The organism is uncultured Pelagimonas sp. (genome assembly GCF_947498515.1).
Classification (GTDB): Bacteria; Pseudomonadota; Alphaproteobacteria; order Rhodobacterales; family Rhodobacteraceae; genus Pelagimonas.
Genome location: NZ_CANMKO010000013.1, coordinates 1 through 24,137, shown reverse-complemented (window position 1 = coordinate 24,137; position 24,137 = coordinate 1). Strand labels below are relative to the sequence as shown.

The window sequence follows — 24,137 nt, the reverse complement described above, 5'->3', positions numbered from 1 at the left end:
ATGGAAAAGATCGCCTTTCGTATGCGCTTAACGCCCGGACACCTCGACGAATACCGCAGACGCCATGATGAGATTTGGCCTGATCTTGTGACATTGCTCAAAGAGGCTGGGATCGTTGATTATTCGATCCACTATGCCCAAGACACATGTGATTTATTTGCGGTGTTGTGGCGCAAAGACGGGCATTCCATGGATGATCTGCCAAACCATCCGGTCATGCAACGGTGGTGGGAGCATATGGCGGATCTGATGGAAACCCACCCCAACAACGAACCGGTGGTTGAGCCGCTTGAAACCGTGTTTCATTTGCCATGATCGGGCCGGAACCAACACCCAAGCACATTGCGGTTATTGATGTCGGCAAGACCAACGCCAAATTGGCGCTTGTCGACAGTGAAACCCTATCGGAAATAGCCGTTGTGACCCGGCCGAACACGGTTATTGATGCCGCCCCCTATCCGCATTTTGACCTTGAGGGGCATTGGGCGTTCTTCCTTGAAAACCTAGCCGCGTTTCACAAGAGCCATGGCGTTGATGCGATTTCGATCACAACCCACGGGGCCTCGGTTGTGTTGCTGGACAAGGCCGGGGACTTGGCGACCCCGATGCTTGACTATGAGTTTGACGGGCCGAACGAGTGCGACGAGGCGTATAACAAAATCCGTCCGATTTTTGCGGAAACCGGGTCACCACGATTGCCGGGTGGATTGAACGTTGGGGCGCAATTACATTGGCTTTTTGAGCGTGACCCAACCCTTTTGGACCGCACCGCGCATGTCATCACCTATCCTCAATACTGGGCCTATCGTCTTACGGGGCAATGGGCCTGTGATGTGACCTCGTTGGGCTGTCATACTGACCTTTGGAACCCCTGGACCGGGCGGGCGTCTACGCTGGTTGGTACATTGGGACTGTCTGACAAGCTCGCTCCGGCGCTCCCTTCATCGCATGTTTTGGGCGTTATCACGGCCGAGACCGCCGCAAAGACCGGATTGCGGGCGACAACACCGGTGGTCTGCGGCATCCATGATAGCAATGCCTCTTTGGTTCCTTATCTTCAGGGAGACATGGATACGTTTTCCGTTGTTTCAACGGGGACTTGGGTGGTTGCCATGGCGCTTAACGGGGGGGATGTGAAACTTGACCCGGCGCGCGACACTTTGGTGAACGTTAACGCCGTCGGGGCACCCGTCCCATCGGCGCGGTTCATGGGGGGGCGCGAATACGAAATCATCCGCGACGCCTCAACGGTCGAGCCTTCCGAGCAAGATCGAATGACTGTTTTGCATAATAAAATCATGCTGTTGCCCGCCGTCGAGCCCAATAGCGGCCCGTATTCTGGTCGCGTGTTCAGTTGGAGCAATCCACCGCAGTCAGACGGTGAACGCATTTATGCGCTGTCGCTCTATCTTGCTCTGATGACGCAGACATGCCTTGATCTGATCGGAGCCAAGGGGCCGACACTTGTCGAAGGCCCCTTTGCCCGAAATGCAGATTTCCTTGATATGCTGGCGGTGTTGCGCCCCAATGGGGTTGGCGCGGCCAGTTCCAAAACCGGGACCAGCCTTGGAGCTGCGATGTTGGTGTCACCGTCCGAGATGCCTCGGGTTCACATGCAGGACAGGCCAGAGTTTGCCCCCCTTTTGGCGCGCTACGCAGAGAGCTGGCATGCCCTTCTCTAAAAGGTCACGGTGTGTTGGTTCCAGAAAAGCAAGGCACCGCCACGCCGCGCTCATTGCTAGGCGTCACACCGAACCGCCGTTTATACAGTTTGGAAAAATGCGTGGTGTTTTGGAACCCGGTGGCGATGGCGACATCGATCATTGCCAAGTCTGTTTGTTGCAGCAAAATGCGGGCCCGTTCGAGGCGGAGTTTCGTGCTAAAAGCCTTGGGCGACATGTTAAGATGTTTTGAGAAAAGGCGTTCCAATTGGCGGCTCGATACACCGACCTGAACGGCAACTTGGGAGGGTGAAATCGGGTCTTCGATGCTTGTTTTCATCACTTGGATCGCTTGTTCCAAATGATGGCTTTGGCGGCCAAACTGGCACGCAATTGAAAATGTTTGTTCGGTGTGTTTGTCGCGAATACTGGAACAGGCCAAATCGCCCGCCACGGTTTGCGCACAGGATATGCCGTTGTGTTGGGACACGACATTTATAAACAGATCCAAGGCCGTCGCGCCGCCGGGGCATGTGATCACCTTGTCCGAAATTTCAAAGATAGATTGCGTGATATCCGCGTTGGGAAAGCTCTCTTGCAAGGCCGGAGCCGTTGACCAATGGCTGGCGATGCTTTGACCCGATGACAGCCCGGTTTGTGCCAAAAGCGCAGTCCCGCCACCGCCCATCGCCCCGAGTTTGGCACCGTGACGCGCAGCTTTGCGGAGCCATTTGACCACCTGCAAGTCGACCGGTTCATCAACCCGCGCACCACCACATAAAACAATGGTTTCATCATGTTGGATGTCTGGCAGGCTATCGTCAACCGCCATGGTCAAACCCGTCGAGGCGGTGGCGGGGGTGCCATCGGCGCTGACGATCTTCCAACAATAGACAGGCGAGGCTCCGGCGGCATTGGCACCGGCCAAGACCTCAACGGCGGTGCTAAGACTCATCGCCGAAAAACCCGGCAGCAAAACAAAAACGAAAGGTCGTGAAATGGACCGTGGCGCAATGCTAGTGGCGAATTGAAGGTTGAGATCAAGCTTGGTCATAGGGTTTGCTTTTCAATGAACTGATCCGGGGAAAAGGCAGGCCGAGCGACGGGTGGCTCGGCCTGCCTGATTGGTTAGTCTTCCGAATAGACGCTGGTGACGCCGTTGGCTTCGCGTTTGCTGTCGCGCAAGATACCCTTGATCAAGGCAATGCCCATCAAGGCCATCACAAGGCTAAAAGGTAGCGCGCCAATGACCATGGCAGTTTGGATTGCACCCAAACCTCCGATCACAAGCAGGGCTCCAACAACCATCGCAAGGGCAACGCCCCAAAAAATGATATGAGGGCGTCCCTTTGGACCTTCGTCACCACCAGAGTTGATGGTGTTGACAATAAGAACCGCGCTATCCGCCGAAGTCACGAGATAGGTCAAGAGCAAGATAACAACCAACACGGCCATTACCCAAGCAAACCCTGATGACAGGATCACATCGAGCATCGCAAAGAGCTGCGCTTGCTGACCTGCGCCCGAGATCGCATCGCCAGCGGTGCCGTTCAGGGTTAGGTTAATGGCGGTGCCACCGACAATGGTGAACCAGACAAAGCACATGAGTGACGGGATGACGATCGCGCCCAAAACATATTCCCGTACGGTGCGCCCGCGTGAAATACGCGCCAAAAACACCCCGACAAAGGGCGCAAATGCGATCCACCAGGCCCAATAGAACACCGACCATCCGCCCTGCCACGAGGCCAAAGCGTCGCCTGTTTCGGTGCTATCGGCGCGCCAAACGGTAAACAGTAAGCTAGGCAGGGCGACGATGTAGTCAAACAATCCGACAAAAAGCGCCTGTATGCCAAAGGCGGCGGATCCAAAAATCAAGAAGAACGCCAACAAGAAAAAGCTTAGGCCCATGTTGATGTTGGACAGCCATTTGATGCCTTTGCCAACGCCAGAAAGGGCGGACAAAGTTGAGGCACCCATGATGACAACTAGTGCCACGACAATGGCTGTGGTTGTGGCTTTGCCTTCCGCATCCAAAAGCCAGTCGCCAAAGCCAATTCGGTGCAAACCGGCGACGAATTGTTCGACCCCAAAGCCCAGAGTTTGCGCCACACCCAACACGGTCGCAACAACCGCAACGATGTCGATCACATGGCCCAATGGCCCCGATAGGCGTGCGCCAAACAACGGTGAAAGGCCCGAACGAATGGTCAATGGTAGATTGCGACGGTAAGAAAAATACCCAAGCGACAGCCCGACCAAGGCATAGCAAGCCCATGCCGAAAAGCCCCAGTGAAGGAACGACCATTTGTAGGCGTAGCGCACATTGCCCTCGGTCGAGCCTTCGGCCAGCCCTTGGATAACCTCGGGGTTATTGGCAAAGTGATACATAGGTTCGGCAGTGGCAAAGGTCAGCATGCCAATCCCGATCCCGGCGCCGAACATCATAGAAAACCAAGAGAAGCTTGAAAATTCCGGCGCATCATCGGCCATCCCCATGCGGAGCTTTCCAGTACTTGGAATAATCGCCAAAACCACGCAAACCAAGATAAAGAAGGCAACAACCCAGATGTACCATGTTGCGAAATTCGCCAATAGGAAGCTGTTCATGCTGCTCAGGACGCTGGCGGCATTCTCCGGAAAGGCGACGGCCCATATAATCAAGGCCCCAATCAGGACTTTGGCCGTGATAGTGACGTCTTTGCTAAAGCCATCATAAAAGCCGCCATCCGCGGTCTTGATGGGCAATTCCATCAGCGGTGGTTCATTTGACATTGGTGTCCCTCCCTTTTTGACACAGGTTTCTTGGCTCGGCGAACGCATGTCCGCCGAGAGACTTCAGGTCTTGCTTTTGGTGTGGTTACTTCCAGAATCCGGCTTGGACTGTGGCCGTTCGTTGCCCTTCGGGCGTGTCGGCCGTTAGGGACGTTCCCGCCTCCCAAAAACCGGCATCAACCATCGCGATGGCCACATTTGTTTGAAAATCTGGGGACCAAGCGGCCGATGTAATCTGACCTACAACCGTTTCACCGCTGTTCAGGGGCCACGCTGTTGTCGTGGCGCTTACCGGATCACCGTCGATTGCGACGGCCCGGATTTTGCGTTTTGGTCCGGCTTCAGCTTCGGCCTTGAGCGCCGCTTTACCGATAAAATTAACGCTTTCAGGTGCGTTGCAGAACTTGTCCAACCCGCATTCTAACGGTGTGTTCTCCATCGACATGTCATTGCCATAGCTCAACAACCCGCCCTCAATGCGCTCAATCAAGTTTGGGCACCCGGCCCGAACAGTTAGATCTGGGCCGGCCGCAAACAGAGCGTCCCAAAGCGGCATCGCAAGGTTACGGTCCTCGACGTAAATTTCGAAGCCACCCTGTTTGGAATAGCCGGACCGCGCCACGATGAAGGACGACTCGCCAAAGGGCAGCCGTTTGTGGCGGAAAAAGCGAATGTCGTGGACTTCTGGGCCAAAGACCCGTTCCATCAATTGTCCGGCCTTTGGCCCCTGAACCCCCAATGGGGCGACGTCGGGCTCGAATACCTCGACATCAAAACCTGCGCCAATCGCCAAACCTTTGGCCCACAAAAGCAGGTCACTATCGGCGATGGAAATCCACCAACGGGTTTCGCTATGTTTGATCGCCACTGGATCATTGAGCATACGCCCCTTTTGATCAACGATCGGGACGTAGTAACATTGGTCATCCTGCATCTTGGTCAGATCGCGGGGCGTGAGCAGCTGCATCAGTCTGGAGGCGTCAGGACCGATCAATTCAACCTGTCGTTCCACCGACACGTCCCAAACCTGAACATGGTTTTTCAGGTGATGATAATCGCGTTCGACATCATCAAACACCGTGGGCAGCAACATGTGATTGTAGACCGTATAGGCTTTGACACCGGCGGCCTTCACACCGGCCGAGAACGGAGTCTCACGCAGGCGACGGGATGGAGAAAGAAGAGACATTCAGGACCTCGTATCCAGCGCCAAATGGCGCAGTTGAAATTTTTGGATTTTGCCGGTGGAGGTTTTGGGCAATTCACCAAAGACCACCGATTTAGGTGTTTTGAACCCGGCAAGGCGGGATCGGCAAAATTGGATGATCTCATCGGCGTTGGCCGACATGTCGGCGCGCAACTCGACAAAAGCGCAGGGAACTTCGCCCCATTTCGGATCGGGTTTGGCAATGACCGCCGCGGCAAGAACGGCGGGGTGATCATAAATGACGGCTTCAACTTCGACCGAAGAGATGTTTTCCCCGCCTGAAATGATCACATCTTTGAGGCGGTCCTTGATCTGGATATAGCCACCTGTGTCGACCACAGCGCCATCACCCGACCAGAACCAGCCGTTGGCAAACGCCTGTGCAGTGGCTTCGGGGTCTTTGTAATAGCCTTTCATAACCGTGTTGCCGCGAACAGCGATTTCACCTTGTTGGGTGCTGTCTTGGGGGACGGGTTCTCCAGTGTCGCGGTCAATCACCGCGACCTCTTGAACCATGGGAAAGGCGATGCCTTGTTGCGCCTGAAGCCGGGATTGTTCGGCGGGGTCAGCCGCGTCCCAACCATCCTGCCAGAGACATTTTGAGATGTGCCCATAGGTTTCGGTCAGCCCGTAAACCTGCATCACATCCAATCCCATGGCGCGGGACTTTTCCAAAACCGATGGCGGTGGCGGCGCCCCAGCGGTTAGGGCCCGCACAGGCGGGTCAAATTGGGTTTGCGCCTGATCCGCGGCGTCGACCAACATTTGCAACACAATTGGAGCGGCCCCCATATGGGTCACGCTATGGGTTTGGATGGCCTCCAAAAGCTTGTCTGGGGCAGGGGTGCGGGTGAACACCGTTGTCGCGCCAAGCATGGCCATAACCCAGGGATGGCCCCAGCCATTGCAGTGAAACATCGGCACAACGGAAAGATAGACCGGGTAATGCGGCACCTGCCACGCGGCAACCGTGCCCATCGCCATCAAATAGGCACCGCGATGATGATAAACCACGCCCTTTGGGCGCCCGGATGTGCCGGAGGTATAGTTCAGAGCGATAGCATCCCATTCATCCGCTGGAAGGCCGGTTTTTTGAACGGGTTTACCTTGAACAAGGCTTTCATAGAGATCACCGCCAAGCCTCGGCACAGCCTGTGAATGGGGGTCGACGATTTCAATGGTTTCAATGGAGCGGCCCAGAGTTTCGAAAGCTTGGGCTAGGGTCCCTGACAGTTCTGCATCCACAATCACCAGTTTGGTATCCGCATGATCAAGGATATAGGCAATTGTCTCGGCTTCGAGGCGGGTGTTCAACGTGTTGATCACCGCACCAGTCATAGGCACTGCAAACTGGAGTTCAAACAGTTGTGGGGTATTGGGGCACAAGACCGAAACCGTGTCACCCTTGCCAAGACCACGAGCGGTAAGACCATTGGCAACGGTGCGAATGCGCCCCGCCAAATCCGACCAACTGACCCGCACATCGCCATAGACGACGGCCAAACGATCGCCATGCAGCTTTTCCGCCCGGTGAAGGAACGAGACAGGTGACAAAGGCACAAAATTAGCGTCGGTCTTTTGCAGACCGTCGTAATGAATTTGCATGGTCGCTCCTCCCAAAAAGACCATCCGACGTTCAATTGAGTGCCAAGCATTCAACCCGGCATTCACATATATGAGAAAGCAGTGCGATGGAGACACCCGTACTTGACGGTCTGTCTTGGCTCGCTTTAGTGCAGTTCTTGGGCTACTGCTTAGATCGAAAATCTGCGCTGGAATATATGGAAAAAAATTCGATAAGGATCGAAAAATTCAATGACTAAAGATTTGCCAACTCTGAAGGGATTGCGTGCCTTTGAAGAGGCGTACCGCCTGCGAAGCTTTACAGCAGCGGCCAAATCTTTGAACGTTCAGCAACCTGCAATTAGTTACCAGATCAAGCGCTTAGAAGAGGACCTGGGGGTCATCCTTTTTGACAAACGGCAGGGGCGGCCGGTTCCAACCGGGCCCGCGCATGAGCTATTTGAAACCGTGTCCCGCTCTTTTGATGCCATCCGGCAAACATCAAATGACCTTCGTCAATCGGCAGCCAAGCCCAGCTTCACAATCGCGACATATCCCGGCATCGGAACGTATTGGTTGTCGCCGCGCTTGCCGATTCTGGCGGAGGAGCTTGATCTCAACACCAAACTGATCACTGTCAAAAAGGACGCGGATCTGTGGCGGGAACAAGCAGATTGTTGGATCGTATTTGGCCGGGGCGATTGGGCTGGATTTGACGCAGAGCTTTTGATTTTGGAGGAGGTGTGTCCGGTGGCCGCGCCCGGATTGGCCGAGCGTGCCTCACCGGATGATCCGTTCGATTGGCCGAAAGGGGCGCGGATTATCGAACAAGATGATCCCGAAAACCGGTGGCTTGGCTGGGATGATTGGTGCCGCAAGCAACGCCACAAACAACCCCCAGAGGCGCAGCGGATTTCGGTCAACGATCACGGTCTGGCCTTGCACATGGCCTTGGCCGGGCAAGGGGTCGCCTTGGCTTGGTTGGGCATAGTAGATGACCTTTTGACCAGCCAAAGCCTAATCCGATTATCACCGCATGTTTTAACCTCCGGAGCGGGCTATTGGCTTGTTGGCCGTCCTGGTTTCTTTGAAACGCAGCGGGGGGAAATGGTGTTGCGGTATTTGAAAGGCCCCGACGAAAGTTAGAACCAGTTCGGAAGAGAAATGCAAATTGCGGCATGGCCTTGGCGCAGACAATTTAGGTTTTGCCAAACCCTTTGATGAGATCAAAACGTGTTGTGGCTGCGCTCGAATAGACAAATATGACGCCGGTCGTTGCGTGCTCTGTTTCGGTTTTTCGGACCGACGCCCCTAGTCGACGGTTCTATGAGCGTGTCCCAACCATGTAAAGAAAACCGGTGCCCCTGGTTATGACCAAATCAATGTTCAGATAGCCCGCGCCACCCAATATCGCGCTATTTTTATGGAGCAATGTACTGCGCAAAGATGATTGCCAGTGTGACGGGCGCGTGCACTTAGAGCGGATTGTTCTCGTTCATAAGAAGCTAATGGAGCAGGGGGCAAAGCTATGTCTTTGACCTATTGTAACGAGGAGAGATAGAACTTTTCCCTGATGCAAAATCCGCCTCACTGGGTGCTATCGACTTTTCGCATTGTCGCGATGAGTTCTGCAACTTTCAGGCCGAACTTGCGCATCTCTGATTTGTTCATAATCGCGCCATCTGCGGTGAGATACATCCAGTCGGTGGCTTTTAGGGTGTGGCCGCCTGCATCTTTTGGCAGAATGATCTCATACGACAACTGAACTGTTGATCCCGAAACGATACCTTGCGCTACGCCTACCAAATCGTCCGCGGTGGCCGTAAACGTGTTGTTTGGCCCAAGGGTAAGATACCATTTGCGGCTTTGAGTTTTGCCGTTGGAATAGGTGAATTCTTCGGTCAGAGTTCCGGTGTCTCCATCCCATTTCCCGACCATTTTGGCGACAAAACTGTTGGTCATTTTACCGTTGGGGCCAAAGATTAACCCTTCAGAGAGGATGTCTCCAGAGAGGTGTTTTTTCAAGTCGAACTGTGGCCCGGTTTGCGCATAGTCGTTGGGCGATTGGAAGCGAAAGCTAAACAGATAGGTTTTGGCGATTATGGCGATCAGCAGGATCAAAAGACAGGCAGCAAACAGTTTCATCACGAGGGACTTTCAGATGGCAGCGTCATGGCATAGCCAAAAGCTGCGGTTTTCAGGAGACAAGGCAGGATCGCATAAGCCGCTACGAGCGCGGCCAGTGCGTCAGGTGAGTTGTTCGACGCCGGAGCAAAGCCGCGCAGTTCCAAGGCTGGCAAAGCAATTGCCGCTGCAAGTGCCAGAGCCAACTTGCCAGCAAAGGACCAGATGCCAAACGCCGTTGCGGCGTTCAGACCAGCCTTTGTAAGGGCAATGCTGAACAGCGCTGGCAATAGCACCATATCCGCCCCAAGGGCCGCACCGGACGCCATGCATATCAGCGCAAAACCAAAGGCATCTCCGGCAGATAAAAAGGCCGCTCCGACAAAGCTTGCTATGGCTAGTGGCATGGCAATGAGTAGGGTTGGTTTCGCGCCAATTTTGCGGGCCAGAAGGCTCCAGAAAGGGACGCTCAGACCAGCTGAGACAAAGAAAAGAACCAAAAGAGGCCCGGCGAGTGTTGGCAGGTCAAGATAATCTTGGACAAAAAACAAAAACAGCGTTGAAGTGAGCGCCACCGGCAAGCTGTTAAGAACTGCCAATATCAGCAACTTGACGCCGCCCGCTTGCGACAAAGCCGCAAGGCTAATCTTCTGCCCGGCCACAACCGGGCGCGTCCAGATCGGTCTGGTTGCAACGCCTGCGATGAGCGCTACCACACCCAAAAGAAGTCCAAAGGTGTGATATCCTTGGTCCGTGCTTCCCAACCCTACCAAGATGCTCGGGGCAATCGACGCAAGGACAACGCCAGCCAACATGCCGCTTTCTCGATAGCTCGCAAGGGTCATTAAATCGCTGGCTTGGGGCGATTTTGCCAAGGTTGCAGAGCGACCATAAAGCAAAATCATTCCAAGGCTGTAGGCGGAAAATAATAACATCAGAACGGCAATCAATTTCGCCGCGACAAAGGCCCCGCTTTGCAACCCAAACAACAGTGGAAAGCCGACCGCAAGGCCCGCAGCGGCCGCAAATGCAAACCCGCCTTGCCAGTGCGGCCAACGATCAATCGCCCAGCCGATCAGCGGATCTTGCACGAGGTCAAACAACCGGATGGTCAGCAAAATCACACCCAATGTTCCCAGCCCGATGCCCAGTTCGGTAGCGGCAAATTGCGGTAGATGAATGTATAGCGGGATGCCTGCGCAGGCTAACATCAGGGCGTAAAGGCTAACCCGTGGATAGACCATCATTGCCCCAAAAGCGCCCGTGAAAAGCGCCGTGAGCGACTATTGTCCCCTAGGAAAATCTCCATGAACTTGGTCTTGATGCCCTTTTGCGACAAGGTGCAGGCCGCGCGGTCATTGCGCCAAAACCTAAGTTGATCGGGCCCGGAACTGATGGCTAAATAACGATCTCCCGGCGCGACCGCCTGATAACAGGTTTCAAGTTGGGTGCGAATTGGCATGGCATTGCCCATCCGAGACATTTCACGCAAGGTCGCTTCGACCAAATCATACTGGCTCAGGTTGCGCTTGTAGGTGAGCTCAAGCGCAAAATCCTGCGACCAGTCCAAAGCGGACCCGCCTTTGGTAAAAAGCTTTGCATCATAGATTTTCACCCCCAAGTAGCGCAGCGACGCTTGCCCCCGTATTTCCGCCCCGGGCAACGCAGAAGACAGCGGTGTTGCCGCGCTGGCAATCGGCACAAGGCTCAAAAATGCGGCCAAGGTCAGCTTACGCATGGGCCAACTCAACTTGGACAACATTGGTGTGACCAATCGCAAAGGAGGCCGCACAGATTTCCAAGTAGTATTGCCAGTTGCGAAAAAAGCTGTCGCCATAGCCTTGCTCAAATATTTTGGCTTTTTGCTCTGACAGACGTTCGGCCCAAATTCGGCAGGTTTTGGCATAGTCCTGACCAAAGGCGAAACTGTCTTTCACATCCAAACCTGCGGATTTCGCTTGGGTGGCGATGACCTTGTCAGAGAGGAGCATTCCTCCCGGAAACACATATTGCCGGATGTAATCGGATGAGCCGCGATAGCTGTCAAAGAAATCGTCGCGCACGGTGATTGCCTGCAACATGACCTTCCCACCTTCGGCGAGGTTGCGTTTCAACGTATTGAAATAGCTGGGCCAATAGGCTTCGCCTACGGCTTCGATCATCTCTATGGAAACGATGTTGTCGTACTTGCCCTGCACATCACGGTAGTCGCGCAATTGGATATCGGCGCGTCCATCCAGCCGGCAATCGGCATAGCTGTGTTGATTGCGCGAGATGGTCACCCCCGTAACATTTCGGCCTTCTGAGCTGGCATGTTCCGCAAAACCGCCCCAGCCACAGCCGATTTCCAAAACGCTCTCGTTGCCGTTTAATCGCGACAAAACACGATCGTTTTTGCGGGTCTGTGCCTGGGCAAGATCGTCGCCGCCCTGTTCAAAAATACCGGAAGAATAGGTCATGCCTTCATCTAGCCACAGCTGGTAGAATTCATTTCCGACATCGTAATGTGCCCGAATGTTGGTGCGGGACCCGCGTTTTGAGTTGGCGCGCAACACTCTATCAACAAGACGAAACTTGGCCCGATTGAACGGGTTTGCCTGATCATATTTTCCTAAATGCTCCCGGTTCAGCATCGCGACTGACATCAAGCCTTCTATCGAAGGTGTATCCCACAAGCCCTGAACATAGGCCTCGCCCAATCCAACTTGACCATGCGCTGCCATCGCCGAGACAGCAGCCCAATCGTGGATCTGCATCTCGGCTTCGGGGCCGTGATCTCCGAACTGATAACGCGCGCCATCAGGTGTGCGCAGTGTCAGTTGCCCCTCACGCAGTTGCGCGCAGGTTTCCAGAAATTGTGATGTCATGGCTTTGTTCGTCAATGTCATGCTGGTGTCCTTTGGTGGTCAGGGCGCTGGGGGTGTTCATCATGCGGACAATCCGCATGGCGCTGGCGATGCCGTCTTCGTGAAATCCGTGGCGATTATAGGCTCCGGCAAACCAGGTCTTGTTCTGGCCCTGCATCGCCCTCAATTCGCGTTGCGCCTGAAGTGCCGCCTTGTCGAACACGGGATGCGAAAATTCGACGCGATCATAGATTTTGTCGGCTGGTATCGGCTTCGTCGGATTGAGCGTCACAAAAAGCGGATCGCTTTCAGGGATATTCTGTAGCCGGTTCATCCAATAGGTCACACCGACGCCACCATCTTGGCTGCGATAGGCCCAGCTGGACCAACATCCGCGCCGTTTAGGCATTTGCCCTTCATCACAATGCAAGACCGCGGTATTGGGCTGGTAACGGATTGAGCCAAGCGCCGCTGTTTCCGACGTGGTTGCGTTATTCCCTAATATCTTAAGGGCTTGGTCAGAGTGGCAGGCAAAGATTACATCATCAAAGTCCTGCGCCCCTTGGCCTTGCGCCACAACTGTGACACCCGCCTTGTCCCGTGTGACCTGCTCAATCGGTGTCGCGGTGTGGATCTGACATCCTCGCGCCACAAGAGCGGTCTCAAGGCGGCGCACATATTCGATGCTGCCGCCTTTGACGGTCCACCATTGATGCTGGCCGGTTCCGGCCAAAAGTGCGTGATTGCGGAAAAACTGGATCAGGGATTTGGCAGGAAAAGCGTCGACATCGGTCACCGGGGTTGACCAGATCGCACCGCACATTGGCATGAGATAGTTGTCGCGAAACCACCGCCCAAGGCACAATTCGTCGACCAGCTCACCGATGGTTTTGTCGTCATCGATCGCGGCGGCTTCGGCCTCTTTGCCAAAACGAAGGATGTCGGCAACCATCTTATAAAACTGTGGCCGTACAAGGTTGCGTTTTTGTGCCGAAATCGCTGCAAGACTATTTAGACCATATTCGATCTTGCCGTCGTCGATGCTGGCGCAAAAGCTCATCTCGCTTTTGATCACCGGCACGTCCAATTCCCGGAAAAGGCGGGTCAGGTAGGGATAGGTCGCGTAGTTGAAAACGATAAAGCCCGTGTCGACAGGCTGATCGCCAGATTTGCCAGCCAGAACAGTGCGCGCATGGCCGCCCAAACGCGGTGCGGCTTCGAACAGAGTCACATCATGTTGCGCGGACAGGTAGTAGGCCGCCGACAATCCGGAAATGCCGCCTCCGACGATGGCGATCTTGCGGCGCGGGCCTTGGGTTTGATCCAACATGCGGTCCTCGTTCATGGTTGTGTTTGAAGGGGATACGCAGCAGATCAGCAGTTGGATCACTTTGTGCTCAAAAACCTATTTCTTGAGTGATCCACCAACGGCGGACGTCCGTATTAGCTGTATGATTGAACTTGTCTCTGCCCAAACCTATCACGCCCGCCGCGGCCGTATGAAAAATGCCTTTCGCTATGGGGTGGATTACGTGTTGACCGATATGACCACCGGTGCCCCACCGCTTTTGTCACGCAATCGGTTCAACCTGTTTTCGATCCATGACCGCCATCATGGCGGCCCTCGTGGACATGGGGCAGGGGTCGAATGGTTTCGCACCGAGTTGCAAAGGCGCGGATTTCCGGTAGAGCGTGCGCAGTTGTTGCTTTTGACCCAGCCAAGCTTTTTGTGGTTTCACTTTAACCCAGTTAGCTTTTGGATTGCGGTCATCGATGGCACTCCGCGCGCCTTTATCGCCGAGGTCAACAACACGTTTGGACATCGACATTGTTACTTTTGTGCCCAAGATGATTTTCGCCCTATCAAACGGGATGAAATCCTTGAGGCCGAAAAGCTGATGCATGTTTCTCCGTTTCAGCAAGTCGCGGGCCAGTACCGCTTTGGGTTTGATATGAGTGATCGGGCGTTCAACATTCGCATTTCCTATGAGAATGGCGATCAAGGGGTTTTGGCGACACTCAATGGGCTACGGGCCCCCGCAACGTCGAAAGGCTTGGCAAGCGTTGCACTGCGTCGGCCGTTTGGGGCGGTGCGTGTCGTGGCGCTGATTTATTGGCAAGCCCTGAAACTCTGGCTCAAAGGGGCCCCTTTTCGACGCAAGCCAAAGCCACCAAAACCCTTGGTGTCCAACTGCAAAGCCTCCAAGGCAGAGGCGTGAAAATGTTTGATGGCAAGACCTTTTGGCTGATCGGGGCCAGCGAAGGCTTGGGGCGCGAGATTGCCAAAGGGTTGGCACAACACGGCGCACATGTTGTGTTATCGGCGCGATCGGCTCACCGTTTGCAAGACCTCTTGGAGGTCATCGGCGCAGCGACGGTGCTGCCCATGGATGTCACCGATCCCCAATCGGTGGCTAGGGCGGTGCAAGAACTTGGCCCGATTGACGGGGTCATCTATAACGCTGGGGCCTATGAGCCCATGAGCGCCAAAGCATGGGACAGCCAAGCAGCGCTAACGATGTTAGACGTGAATTTGACCGGTGCATTGCGGGTGTTGGGCCATGTGGTTCCAGGGTTTGTTGAAAAAAATCAGGGTGATATTACTCTGATCGGCTCCTTGGCCGGATATCGAGGTTTGCCCTCTGCCATCGGCTATGGAGCTAGCAAAGCGGCATTGATCAGCCTTGCCGAAACCATGCGCCACGACCTGAAAGACACCGGTGTCAATGTTCGGATCATCAACCCGGGGTTTATCAAAACCCGTCTGACGGACAAGAATAGCTTTGCCATGCCACAATTGATGGCGCCCGAAGCCGCCGCCAAAAAGGTGTTGCACGCGATGCGGGGCAAGCGGTTTCGAACCGATTTCCCACGGCCGTTTTCATGGGGGATCAAGGCGTTTGATATGTTGCCGGACTGGCTTGTTTATCGTGGTCAATAAGTAGCTGGAAAATGAGGCCCCGCACACAGGTACGGGGCCCGTTTGATTTAGTGACAATCCGGGCGGTTGCCGGGCAACAGAACCTTATCAATGACGTGGATCACGCCGTTGTCGGCTTGAATATCTGCAATCACAACATTGGCCATCTCACCGGAACCGTCGGCAATTTTGACGCCTTCGCCGTTTGCGGTGATGCAAAGGCGTTCGCTTGTCAGCATGGGTTTGAAGTAGGTCGATCCGGTCGGGATCATGTCCGCAGACAGTTTGCGATCATCTACATGATAGAGAAGCACATTGGTCAGCTGGTCTTTGTTTTCGGGCTTGAGCAAGGTCTCAACTGTGCCGTCTGGCAACGCTGCAAAGGCATCGTTGATGGGTGCATATACGGTGAAAGGACCGGGGCCGGACAACGCGTCGGCCAAGCCGGCCGCGCTAACGGCCGCGACAAGGGTTGAGAAACGCTCGTCTGCTGCCGCGATCTCTACGATTGTGCTGGCCTGTGCCGCGGTTGTGGTCAAGGCAAGGGCAGCAATGGCCGCTTTGAAGGTGGTTTTCATAGTCTGTCTCCAAGTACGAATGGGTGTGTGACCCGTTGCAATTTTTAGTCGTACTTAGGATACGGATAGGGGTTCTTTTTGGATGTCAAAGTCACGAAAACGTTATAAATAACAATGCGATACAATGGAAAAGGCCCGCACTGTGCGGGCCTTTGGGATTTGACTATGTAGCAACCGTTAGATCCGGAAGAACGGCTGCAACAAGCGCGGGACAAAGGCGTTAAACCGCAAGGGTGCATCGGTTGCCGCAAGACAAATACAGGCGTCCCCGGCATCGGCAATCGGGGTGTGTTCCAAGTCTTCATCACCTATCTCGACATCACCAGCGCTGTATCTTCCGGTCTCGTCGCTAAAACTGCCTTGCAAAACCAGCGTCAATTCAAGGCCGTTGTGACTGTGATCCGGCACAGCTTGCCCCGCCGGAATATAAAGCAACCGGACAGAGCCACCGCCGGTTTCGGACAAAATGCTCTGCTTGACACCCATACCTAGGGTTTTCCAACGCGGCGGTTTGCCTTTCAACGCCTCGACAACGGGCCCCGGGTAGATACCTTGTCGTTCAAATATCGGTTCGGGTACCACTGGATCATCAAGCATCGCCATAAGATCAGATTTCAATCCAGCCGACACCGACACATGGTCGGACCGTTCAAGCAGCGCGCCACCAACCGTTTGATGCGCACCAAGCGCCGCCCGGCATTCCGCACATAGCGACACATGTGTGGCGACAACAACAGCGAACGGATGAGGAAGATTGCCAGAGGCGTAGGCCGCCATCATGGCATCAGGAATATGATGTGTGATTGCACTCATTTAACGCAACCCTTCTAACTCTTTGCGCAGGCGGCGAAGGCCCAGCCGAATGCGAGATTTTACAGTGCCAAGCGGCAGGCCAGTTTGGGCGCTGATCTCTTGATGTGTGAGATCGCCCAGATAGGCCTTTTCGATCATGTCTTTTTGATCCGGCCCCAGTTGATCGATGGCCGTTTTCAGCTGTTCGGCCTCTTGGTCAAAAGCCAGTATTTGACTGGCGTCTGGCTCTGAACCGGGGTCTTGCGCCAACTCATCTGGTATGGGGCGGTGTTCTTTGCGGATGATGTCGATCTGCCGGTTGCGGGCGATCTGATAAATCCACGCCGACGCCTGTGCCCGGTGTGGATCAAACATCGACGCTTTACGCCAAACGGTTAGCATAACATCTTGGACGATTTCTTCAGCCTGCGCCGATCCCATGCCGCTGCGCATCACAAAGCCTTTCAGACGCGGCGCAAAGTAATCAAATAGCTGTGCGAAAGCCGCTCGGTCACGATTGTCCCGAACCGCAATCAGCCAGACAGTTAGCTCTGACGTTTTCTGCGATTGCTCCGGCAAAGGTTTTCCCGATTTTGGCATACCGCTTCGAACAGGTCTAGCAGTCGGCATATGTAGGCTTGAAACGATCATACCTACACTACGTCCGAGTGCAAACTTTGGATCACTTGGATCAGGAAATAGTGCAGGTTTTTGGTCTGGTCAGATTTCCGGCGCTTCGTTTGCTCCAAAAGTATTGCCAAATGCTGCATCGGTCTGGCGTTAGCAAATTGAGCTTTCGGGTTTCTTTTTTACCGACATTGTATGGTGTGGAACGATCCGTTTTACGAATAGGGGAGCCATCGGAACCACGCCTGGCTATTTATCGAGTGTCCTGTGTTGCTTGCACGACTGCGGAAATTGCAGCCGATGGCACTGGCTTGATTTTGCGTCACTTTCGTTTGGGGCTTTCGGCCATGTCGGAGGTTCGCGTGGCCCATTTAAAGGAGTGTTGCTCTGCTACACTGCGACGACAGTTTCAGTCTTTTCTTGTTTTAAATCAAAGCTGAACCGTCGCCGCCAACACCGAACACATTGGACCTGAAATTCTCATGCACTCCAAGTCATGTGTTTGAAGTTTTCTCGAAAGGCAAAGCGTTCAAGGTGGCTGTCGATGACGTTGCGCGCCGGGTCTACCGCGTCTTGGTCCTTCAACTCAAAGCGGATTGTCAGGCCTGCATCATCAGCTTTTAGAACCGCCTGACCCATTGGAAAGCTACAGGTGCCTTCTGTGTCACTATGGGTGACGTCGATCTTATGGGCGAAGTGCTTGCAAAGCTGTTGCAAGTATTTTGGGCCGTTTTGTGTGGCGAATGTTCCGGTGAGCTTAAACATGTGTATGTCCTTATCTGATAGAAAAAGTCAGTTAATGCTGGACTCGCCTTTTTCAAGCGCCTAATCAAGCCCTGAAATTCAAAGCGCAAAGCCAGCCCTCAGGTCAGCCATGCGACAAAGCAGGAGTGTGATATGCTCAAGAAGCTCGCCTTGTCCTTGTCTGTGATGGCCACATTGGTTCAGGCAGAAACCGTCTCGATTGAGACCTATGCCGGTATGGCCGACGTGCCGTTGTCCCCTGAAAAGATTGCGGTTTTTGATGTCGCGGCACTCGACACCCTCGCGGCGCTCAACGTGTCGCCCGATGGCGTCGTGGGGCCGATCTTTGTTACATACCTTGATGACGCCAAGGCCGGAGCTTCCCCGATTGGCTCTTTGTTTGAACCAGATTTCGAAGCGGTGGCTGCGCTGGCCCCGGACCTGATCATCGCCGGTGGACGGTCCTCCAAAGTGGCTCCGGATCTGGCCAAAATCGCCCCAACCGTCGATATGACAATTTGGGAAGACACGGTTGGTCAGGGCCTTGCCCGCCTGGATGCCTATGGCAAGATTTTTGGCAAGGAAGCAGAAGCCCAAGCGCTGGCCGACGCCTTTAATGCCAAACTAGACGCCACCAAGGCATCGGTTGCCGATCAAGGCACCGCCCTGATTGTCATGACCAACGGACCCAAAGTATCGGCCTATGGGTCGGGGGGGCGTTTTGGATGGCTGCACACAGCGTTGAACCTTCCTGAGGCGGTGAGTGAGGTGGAGAAAACCACCCATGGTGAGGCGATCAGTTTTGAGTTTATCCGTGACGCCAACCCAGACATCTTGATCGTCGTGGATCGTTTGGCCGCTATTGGCCGCGAAGGCGAACGCGCGGCGGCAACCTTGGATAACGAGCTGGTACATCAGACAAAGGCTTGGGAAAACGGCCGGGTGATTTATCTCGACAGTGGCCCGCTTTATATCGCCGGCGGTGGTATTCAGTCGATGACCCAGACCCTAGATCAAATTTCTGCGGCGCTGGCCGGAAGCTGATCCATGACAAGAGGCATGGCGGGAATGATTGGGCTTTTGGGCCTCTTGGCGCTCGCCATGCTGTCGTTGTTTGTCGGGGTGATCGATATGTCACCCACAGATTTGGTGCGCGACCCCGAGGCGCTGCGCCTTGTGGCGCAAAGCCGCTTTCCCCGAACCATTGCCGTGATCATAACCGGCGCCGTTCTGGCGATTTCGGGTACGATCATGCAGCAAATCCTACGCAATCGATTTGTCGAACCAATGACGGCGGGAACCGGGCAGGGGGCTGCTCTTGGCATCTTGATTGCAACCGTTGTGATGCCCGCAGCCCCGCTTTTGCTGCGCATGACATTTGCCTCGGCCACGGCACTCATTGCAAGTCTTGGGTTCTTGGCTATCGTGCGGCGGCTGCCGCCAACCCAGCCGCTGCTCACCCCTTTGGTGGGTATGGTTTATGGCGGGTTGCTTGGGGCGGCGGTGACGTTTTTTGCCTATCAATACGACCTGCTGCAATACATTGATGTCTGGATGTCGGGCGAGTTTTCTGGCGTCTTGCGTGGGCGCTATGAACTGCTTTGGATTGCGGCGGCGATCGGCGCGCTGACCTATCTGATTGCCGATCAACTGGCCATTGTTGGGCTAGGGCGCACGGCGTCGGTCAACCTTGGTCTGAACTATATGCAGGTGGTGCTCTTGGGGTTGGTGGCGGTGTCAATCGTCACGGCGCTGACCGTTGTGACTGTTGGAATGATACCTTTTGTCGGGCTTGTTGTGCCAAATGTCATCTCGCGCCGTTTTGGCGATAACCTGCGCGCGACCCTGCCAATTGTGGCCTTGATGGGGGCGGGGCTGGTGCTTGTTTCTGACATATTGGGGCGGCTGTTGCGCTACCCTTTCGAAATCCCGGTCGGTACAGTCTTTGGCGTGATCGGCGCGGTTGTTTTCCTTTGGCTGCTGTATGCGGGGCCGCGTCATGCACGCTAGGCGGATGTGGATTTTGACCGGCGTCTTGGCCCTGTGTTGCGTGGCGTTTATGACGCTAGGCGCGCGGGGGAATTGGGGGTTTGTTCTGCCGTTTCGCGGCGCAAAACTGGGTGCGTTATTGGTTGTGGCGGTGTCGGTTAGCACCGCAACCGTCTTGTTCCAAACCATCACCCAGAACCGCATTTTGACGCCCTCGATCATGGGGTTTGATGCGCTGTTTGTCTTGCTTCTGACTGGTGCGGTGTTTTCGCTTGGCGGGCAGGGGTATGTGCAACTGCCACCCGTTGCGGTGTTTTTGGTGAATGTCGCGGCATTAGTGGCGGCGTCTTTGATCCTCTTTGGGACGTTGTTGTTTCAGGCCCGCCACGATTTGATGCGGATGATCCTGACCGGGATTATCTGCGGAACTTTGTTTCGCTCTTTGACCAGCTTCATGCAGCGGATGATTGACCCCAATGAATTCGCGGTCATCCAGGTCTCAAGCTTTGCCCGTTTTACTCAAATCGAAACCGACCTACTTGGGCTTGCAATGGTCCTATTGGGGGGGGCACTTTTGGCCTGTTGGCGGATGCGGTTTCGGCTGGATGTTCTGGCGCTCGGCCATGACGCGGCGACAAACTTGGGTGAAAACCCGCGACGCGGCCAGATCGAAGCGCTTGTTCTCATTGCGGTTCTTGTTTCGGTATCGACGGCCTTGGTTGGCCCGGTGGCCTTCCTTGGGTTGTTGGTCGTGTCGATCGCCCATCTGATCACCCCAAGCCCCTATCACACTGTGCTTTTGCCCTCGGCTGCTTTGATTTCGGCGATCACCTTGGTTGGAGGGCAGACGATTATGGAACGGGCGCTACAGCTCTCAACCCCGCTTTCTGTTGTTATCGATGTCTTGGGCGGCGTTGTGTTCCTTGTCTTGCTTCTAAAGGGAATAAGAAAATGATCTCCATCTCCGGGGTCTCCTATCACTACGGTTCTGCTCCGATTTTGGAGGATCTAACGCTCGAAATTCCCAAGGGTGGGATCACCGCTTTGGTCGGCGCGAACGGTGCCGGGAAATCGACCTTGTTGGGGTTGGTTGCGCGCCTGATGCCGCTACAGAGCGGCGCGGTCAACGTGGATGGTCTCAATGTGACAACCACCAAAAGCGATGTCTTGGCGCGAAAACTGGCGATCCTGCCTCAAGCATCCGAGACCGCGCCGCGTTTGACAGTGCGCGAGCTGGTTGGATTTGGCCGCTATCCGCATCACAAGGGGCGGCCGGGGCCGCAGGATGTTGCGCATGTTCAAAACGCCATAGCGGCCTTTGACCTCGTCGCGCTTGCCGATCGTCCGCTCGATAGCCTGTCCGGAGGGCAGCGGCAGCGCGCGCAGGTGGCGATGACCTTTGCCCAAGACACCGAATATGTGTTGCTGGATGAACCCCTGAACAATCTCGATATTGCGGCAAGCCGCTCGCTCATGGCGTTGTTACTGGGGTTAACCCGCGATCATGGTCGTACCATCGTGACAGTGCTGCACGACATCAACTATGCCTGTTCCTATGCTGATCATATGGTCACACTTGTCGATGGTACGCTCGGCCCCTGTGGTGCGCCGCGTGACATCGTTTCCCAAGACTTGCTGACCCAGATTTTTAACACAGACGCCAACGTTATCAGACATGAAAACAGAGTTCTGGTTCAGGTCTGATCAGAAAAATAACAGAGTAAAAAAGTCAGGCTTGATTTGTCCGAGTAAATTTGTCAGAAAGCCGTTGCCCGCCAAAGGCGTTTCACAAAGGTGCCTCATGCAAGACATCACCACATCGCCGTGTTGCTACGATCTGCGTCGCGATTTTGATGATTTGCAAAGCGTGAGTTGCTGTGACGCTGACCCGATTGAATGGATTTTGGATAACTTGTCGAACATGTCAGATGATCCCAAAGACCAAGGCCAAGCGACGCGCCCAAGCAACACGCCGGTCGCTCAAAACCCTCTCTATGACGCGCTGCATCTGACTGACGGTGGCAATCAGGCGACGATTGCCTTGGATGACAAACACTATACGCTGCGGATCACCAAATCCGGCAAGCTCATCCTGACCAAGTGACGCCATGATTATTTGTTCCTGCCAAAACATCAGCTGCCGCGACATTCTCGATCAACTTCCGGGTGTTCGGGTAACTCCGAGGCGTTTGCCTTGCAAGATGCCAGCCAGGCGCATGACAGGCTTGAAAGCCGCGCCGCCACATTGGGTCTTAGGCTGACCGTAGTACTCGGACGTCCTCTTTCGAGGGCCTGAGTTTGAACAGAATGGTTTCTGTTGTGATGGGTGGCGTTGCGGCTTTGGATAGCGATACCTACCGTTCTGGTGGTCACGAGGCGCTGAGAACAAGCTGAATTCAATCAATGCGATTACTGTCTAAAAACCTTCCTGCCTGCAATTGCGCTCGTGTTAAGCGTTTTGATGGTGCTCTAAGGCAAGGTTTCTGGAGCTTGATTTGACCCTATATCTGGGTGTTTGATCATGGATGATGAAATGTCCAAGATCGACGTTCCCCATGAGTTTTGGTTGCCCAATATGAATAGACCTGAAAAATTATTTCTGTGTGTTCTAAGGAATAAATAGAGGTGAGGTGTGTATTTTCTGTATGTCTACCGCCTGGGTTGATATCCCTTCAATTGGAGCTGCAAAATCCAACATATTTGGAAAAGTGCCGTGAAAAGAAAAAGAATCTAAGAAAACAAATCACATGCATCGTGAAAGGGTTTGGTTTTATTTTGGATGGTTCTTTTTTGCACCCTATGGGGGATATTCGCAAGAAAGCACACCCTGAGGGTGTTAAAAATTCAATATTTGTCATGAAAACAAGAGGATAGGGCGGCTTCTTATTTATGACTCTGGTGAATACCTTTCCCTTGACAGACTGAGCATTCATCGCGCCTAATTGACCCAGGGTTAGATTTTAACTCGTGGGCATTTTTAAGCCAAATTTATTTTTTTGGGGGATAAAATGGCCAGAATTAACGGCACAAATGCGTCTGATGCAATTTCCGGTACAAATCGTAATGACAAAATAAAAGGCCGCGATGGGGATGATACCCTTCATGGTCTGGCGGGCAACGATCGAATTTACGGTGGCGATGGCAACGACTCTGTTGTTGGCGGGAGCGGCCGTGACAGGCTTTACGGAGACGACGGCAACGACACTCTGGAAGGTGGTTCTGGTGACGACATTCTCTCGGGCGGAGAGGGGGATGACTCGTTGGACGGTGGCACTGGCCGGGACGTTTTGAGTGGTGGCGAGGGCCAAGACACTGTTTTAGGTGGTGCCGGTCGTGATTATCTAAATGGTGGAAGCGGTGACGACCTCTTGGACGGAGGTGATGACAATGACCTTCTCATAGGCGGCAGCGGATCGGATAGCTTATTTGGCGGAGCCGGCAATGATGTTCTTATTGGCGATACCTTTGGGTTTGGAGGGTTTTGGCACCGTTACCATTGGCATGGCAACCAGCCTCAATACAACGATGTTCTAGATGGCGGCAGCGGCAATGATTTCTTGCTTGCAGGGCGCGGTGATGACACGGTTCAGGGCGGTGCAGGTAACGATTTTGTTGTCGCGGGATATGGCGATGATGTCGCTGTGTACACACTTGGCGACAACATTGGTGCGAGCGATGAGTATCGTGGTGGGCGCGGCATTGATACGCTCACATTGAACATGACGGCAGCGGAATGGCTGAGCCCGGATGTTCAAAATGATGTGGCACAATACCTTGTCTTTTTGGCTGCAAACACCAGCCCCCATTCGGGGCAAGCCAATACAGCGGCCTTTCAGTTCACAGCCTTTGATCTAACGGCTCGTGAGTTTGAAAACCTGCAAGTGATTGTGGATGGGGTCGTTCTTGATCCCACCGATCAGGCGGTTGTCGCGAATGACGATATGGTCGGAGTTGCCGAAGGGGACAGCGCGGTTGGGTTCCCATCCGTGTTGCTCAATGATGATGTTCCTGATGTTGCCCAATCTGTTACATTGGTTTCTGGGCCAAGTGTGGGTGTCTTCACTTTCGTCGAAGGCACGCCTACCTATCCTCTTCCGGCCACGCCAGTGGTGGGAAGTTTTACCTATGATCCCAACGGTGAATTTGAAGACTTGGCCGAAGGTGAGACGCGCGATGTGTCCTTCACATATCTCGTTGTTGACGCAGATGGAGATTCCGATACCGCAACTGTAACCATCACCGTCACCGGCACCAATGACGCGCCGACCTTGGCGGCGGGCCTTGGCAATGCTGTCGAAGATGGTGCGAGCG

The 24,137-nt window shown here is 54.3% G+C and carries 24 protein-coding genes; 11 read left to right on the top strand and 13 right to left on the bottom strand.

Annotated features, from left to right (window positions below):
* Both Q1A43_RS19960 and Q1A43_RS19955 read left to right on the top strand, forming a co-directional pair.
* On the top strand, positions 1-315 hold the full coding sequence (locus tag Q1A43_RS19960) for an L-rhamnose mutarotase (protein WP_299923728.1): 315 nt from the start codon (positions 1-3) through the stop codon (positions 313-315).
* The gene (locus Q1A43_RS19955; protein WP_299938192.1) at positions 312-1,682 is read left to right on the top strand and encodes an FGGY-family carbohydrate kinase; all 1,371 of its coding nucleotides are present in this window, start codon (positions 312-314) and stop codon (positions 1,680-1,682) included. The genes Q1A43_RS19960 and Q1A43_RS19955 overlap by 4 nt, the downstream gene beginning before the upstream one ends.
* Positions 1,683-1,686: 4 nt before the next feature.
* Here the strand turns inward: Q1A43_RS19955 and Q1A43_RS19950 are convergent, their stop codons facing one another.
* The 4 genes from Q1A43_RS19950 to Q1A43_RS19935 all read right to left on the bottom strand — a co-directional run bounded on the left by Q1A43_RS19950 (position 1,687) and on the right by Q1A43_RS19935 (position 7,248).
* On the bottom strand, positions 1,687-2,715 hold the full coding sequence (locus Q1A43_RS19950; RefSeq protein WP_299923724.1) for a GlxA family transcriptional regulator: 1,029 nt from the start codon (positions 2,713-2,715) through the stop codon (positions 1,687-1,689).
* A 74-nt stretch (positions 2,716-2,789) separates the two neighbouring features.
* Positions 2,790-4,436: a BCCT family transporter gene (locus Q1A43_RS19945; protein WP_299938190.1), complete on the bottom strand. Its 1,647-nt coding sequence runs from the start codon at positions 4,434-4,436 to the stop codon at positions 2,790-2,792.
* A gap of 85 nt (positions 4,437-4,521) precedes the next feature.
* Entirely contained in the window at positions 4,522-5,625 is a 1,104-nt protein-coding gene (locus Q1A43_RS19940) for a dimethylsulfoniopropionate demethylase (RefSeq protein WP_299938188.1), read from the bottom strand.
* The gene (locus Q1A43_RS19935; protein ID WP_299938186.1) at positions 5,626-7,248 is read right to left on the bottom strand and encodes a long-chain-fatty-acid--CoA ligase; all 1,623 of its coding nucleotides are present in this window, start codon (positions 7,246-7,248) and stop codon (positions 5,626-5,628) included.
* A 210-nt stretch (positions 7,249-7,458) separates the two neighbouring features.
* On the opposite strand from Q1A43_RS19935, the gene Q1A43_RS19930 reads away from it, so the two are divergent.
* Complete coding sequence (locus tag Q1A43_RS19930; protein WP_299938183.1) at positions 7,459-8,352, top strand: LysR family transcriptional regulator; 894 nt, start codon at positions 7,459-7,461, stop codon at positions 8,350-8,352.
* A gap of 441 nt (positions 8,353-8,793) precedes the next feature.
* On the opposite strand, the gene Q1A43_RS19925 is transcribed toward Q1A43_RS19930, so the two are convergent.
* From Q1A43_RS19925 to Q1A43_RS19905, 5 genes are read right to left on the bottom strand one after another with little or no spacing between them, the layout of a single operon-like run.
* Positions 8,794-9,351: a DUF3833 domain-containing protein gene (locus tag Q1A43_RS19925; RefSeq protein ID WP_299927080.1), complete on the bottom strand. Its 558-nt coding sequence runs from the start codon at positions 9,349-9,351 to the stop codon at positions 8,794-8,796.
* The gene (locus Q1A43_RS19920) at positions 9,351-10,577 is read right to left on the bottom strand and encodes an MFS transporter (protein WP_299938180.1); all 1,227 of its coding nucleotides are present in this window, start codon (positions 10,575-10,577) and stop codon (positions 9,351-9,353) included. Before Q1A43_RS19920 ends, Q1A43_RS19925 begins: the two co-directional genes overlap by 1 nt.
* The gene (locus Q1A43_RS19915; RefSeq protein ID WP_299938177.1) at positions 10,574-11,068 is read right to left on the bottom strand and encodes a hypothetical protein; all 495 of its coding nucleotides are present in this window, start codon (positions 11,066-11,068) and stop codon (positions 10,574-10,576) included. Before Q1A43_RS19915 ends, Q1A43_RS19920 begins: the two co-directional genes overlap by 4 nt.
* Positions 11,061-12,218: a cyclopropane-fatty-acyl-phospholipid synthase family protein gene (locus Q1A43_RS19910; RefSeq protein ID WP_299938174.1), complete on the bottom strand. Its 1,158-nt coding sequence runs from the start codon at positions 12,216-12,218 to the stop codon at positions 11,061-11,063. The genes Q1A43_RS19915 and Q1A43_RS19910 overlap by 8 nt, the downstream gene beginning before the upstream one ends.
* Positions 12,157-13,506 (bottom strand): FAD-dependent oxidoreductase, encoded by a 1,350-nt coding sequence (locus Q1A43_RS19905; RefSeq protein WP_299938364.1) that lies wholly within the window; start codon positions 13,504-13,506, stop codon positions 12,157-12,159. The genes Q1A43_RS19910 and Q1A43_RS19905 overlap by 62 nt, the downstream gene beginning before the upstream one ends.
* A gap of 121 nt (positions 13,507-13,627) precedes the next feature.
* On the opposite strand from Q1A43_RS19905, the gene Q1A43_RS19900 reads away from it, so the two are divergent.
* Positions 13,628-14,395 carry a DUF1365 domain-containing protein gene (locus Q1A43_RS19900; RefSeq protein ID WP_299938362.1) on the top strand — a complete coding sequence of 256 codons (768 nt, stop codon included), beginning with the start codon at positions 13,628-13,630 and terminating at the stop codon, positions 14,393-14,395.
* Positions 14,392-15,117 carry an SDR family NAD(P)-dependent oxidoreductase gene (locus Q1A43_RS19895; RefSeq protein ID WP_299938172.1) on the top strand — a complete coding sequence of 242 codons (726 nt, stop codon included), beginning with the start codon at positions 14,392-14,394 and terminating at the stop codon, positions 15,115-15,117. The genes Q1A43_RS19900 and Q1A43_RS19895 overlap by 4 nt, the downstream gene beginning before the upstream one ends.
* 47 nt (positions 15,118-15,164) lie before the next feature.
* Here Q1A43_RS19895 and Q1A43_RS19890 read toward each other — a convergent pair whose 3' ends face one another.
* From Q1A43_RS19890 to Q1A43_RS19875, 4 genes are all read right to left on the bottom strand, one after another.
* A complete protein-coding gene (locus Q1A43_RS19890; RefSeq protein WP_299938169.1) occupies positions 15,165-15,674 on the bottom strand; it encodes a fasciclin domain-containing protein in 510 nt (169 codons plus the stop codon).
* A gap of 177 nt (positions 15,675-15,851) precedes the next feature.
* A complete protein-coding gene (locus tag Q1A43_RS19885; protein WP_299938166.1) occupies positions 15,852-16,487 on the bottom strand; it encodes a ChrR family anti-sigma-E factor in 636 nt (211 codons plus the stop codon).
* A complete protein-coding gene (locus Q1A43_RS19880; RefSeq protein WP_299938163.1) occupies positions 16,488-17,066 on the bottom strand; it encodes a sigma-70 family RNA polymerase sigma factor in 579 nt (192 codons plus the stop codon).
* Between the two features lie 507 nt (positions 17,067-17,573).
* Positions 17,574-17,858 (bottom strand): DUF2218 domain-containing protein, encoded by a 285-nt coding sequence (locus tag Q1A43_RS19875; RefSeq protein ID WP_299938161.1) that lies wholly within the window; start codon positions 17,856-17,858, stop codon positions 17,574-17,576.
* A gap of 132 nt (positions 17,859-17,990) precedes the next feature.
* On the opposite strand from Q1A43_RS19875, the gene Q1A43_RS19870 reads away from it, so the two are divergent.
* The 6 genes from Q1A43_RS19870 to Q1A43_RS19845 all read left to right on the top strand — a co-directional run.
* Positions 17,991-18,881: a siderophore ABC transporter substrate-binding protein gene (locus Q1A43_RS19870; protein ID WP_299938158.1), complete on the top strand. Its 891-nt coding sequence runs from the start codon at positions 17,991-17,993 to the stop codon at positions 18,879-18,881.
* 15 nt (positions 18,882-18,896) lie between these two features.
* Positions 18,897-19,847: an iron chelate uptake ABC transporter family permease subunit gene (locus Q1A43_RS19865; protein ID WP_299938360.1), complete on the top strand. Its 951-nt coding sequence runs from the start codon at positions 18,897-18,899 to the stop codon at positions 19,845-19,847.
* Positions 19,837-20,781 (top strand): iron chelate uptake ABC transporter family permease subunit, encoded by a 945-nt coding sequence (locus Q1A43_RS19860; protein ID WP_299938154.1) that lies wholly within the window; start codon positions 19,837-19,839, stop codon positions 20,779-20,781. Before Q1A43_RS19865 ends, Q1A43_RS19860 begins: the two co-directional genes overlap by 11 nt.
* Positions 20,778-21,530 carry an ATP-binding cassette domain-containing protein gene (locus tag Q1A43_RS19855; RefSeq protein WP_299938151.1) on the top strand — a complete coding sequence of 251 codons (753 nt, stop codon included), beginning with the start codon at positions 20,778-20,780 and terminating at the stop codon, positions 21,528-21,530. Before Q1A43_RS19860 ends, Q1A43_RS19855 begins: the two co-directional genes overlap by 4 nt.
* Positions 21,531-21,747: 217 nt before the next feature.
* The gene (gene hemP / locus Q1A43_RS19850) at positions 21,748-21,930 is read left to right on the top strand and encodes a hemin uptake protein HemP (RefSeq protein ID WP_299927238.1); all 183 of its coding nucleotides are present in this window, start codon (positions 21,748-21,750) and stop codon (positions 21,928-21,930) included.
* A 904-nt stretch (positions 21,931-22,834) separates the two neighbouring features.
* The coding region (locus tag Q1A43_RS19845) for a VCBS domain-containing protein (RefSeq protein WP_299938148.1) at positions 22,835-24,137 on the top strand (1,303 nt) is incomplete at its 3' end.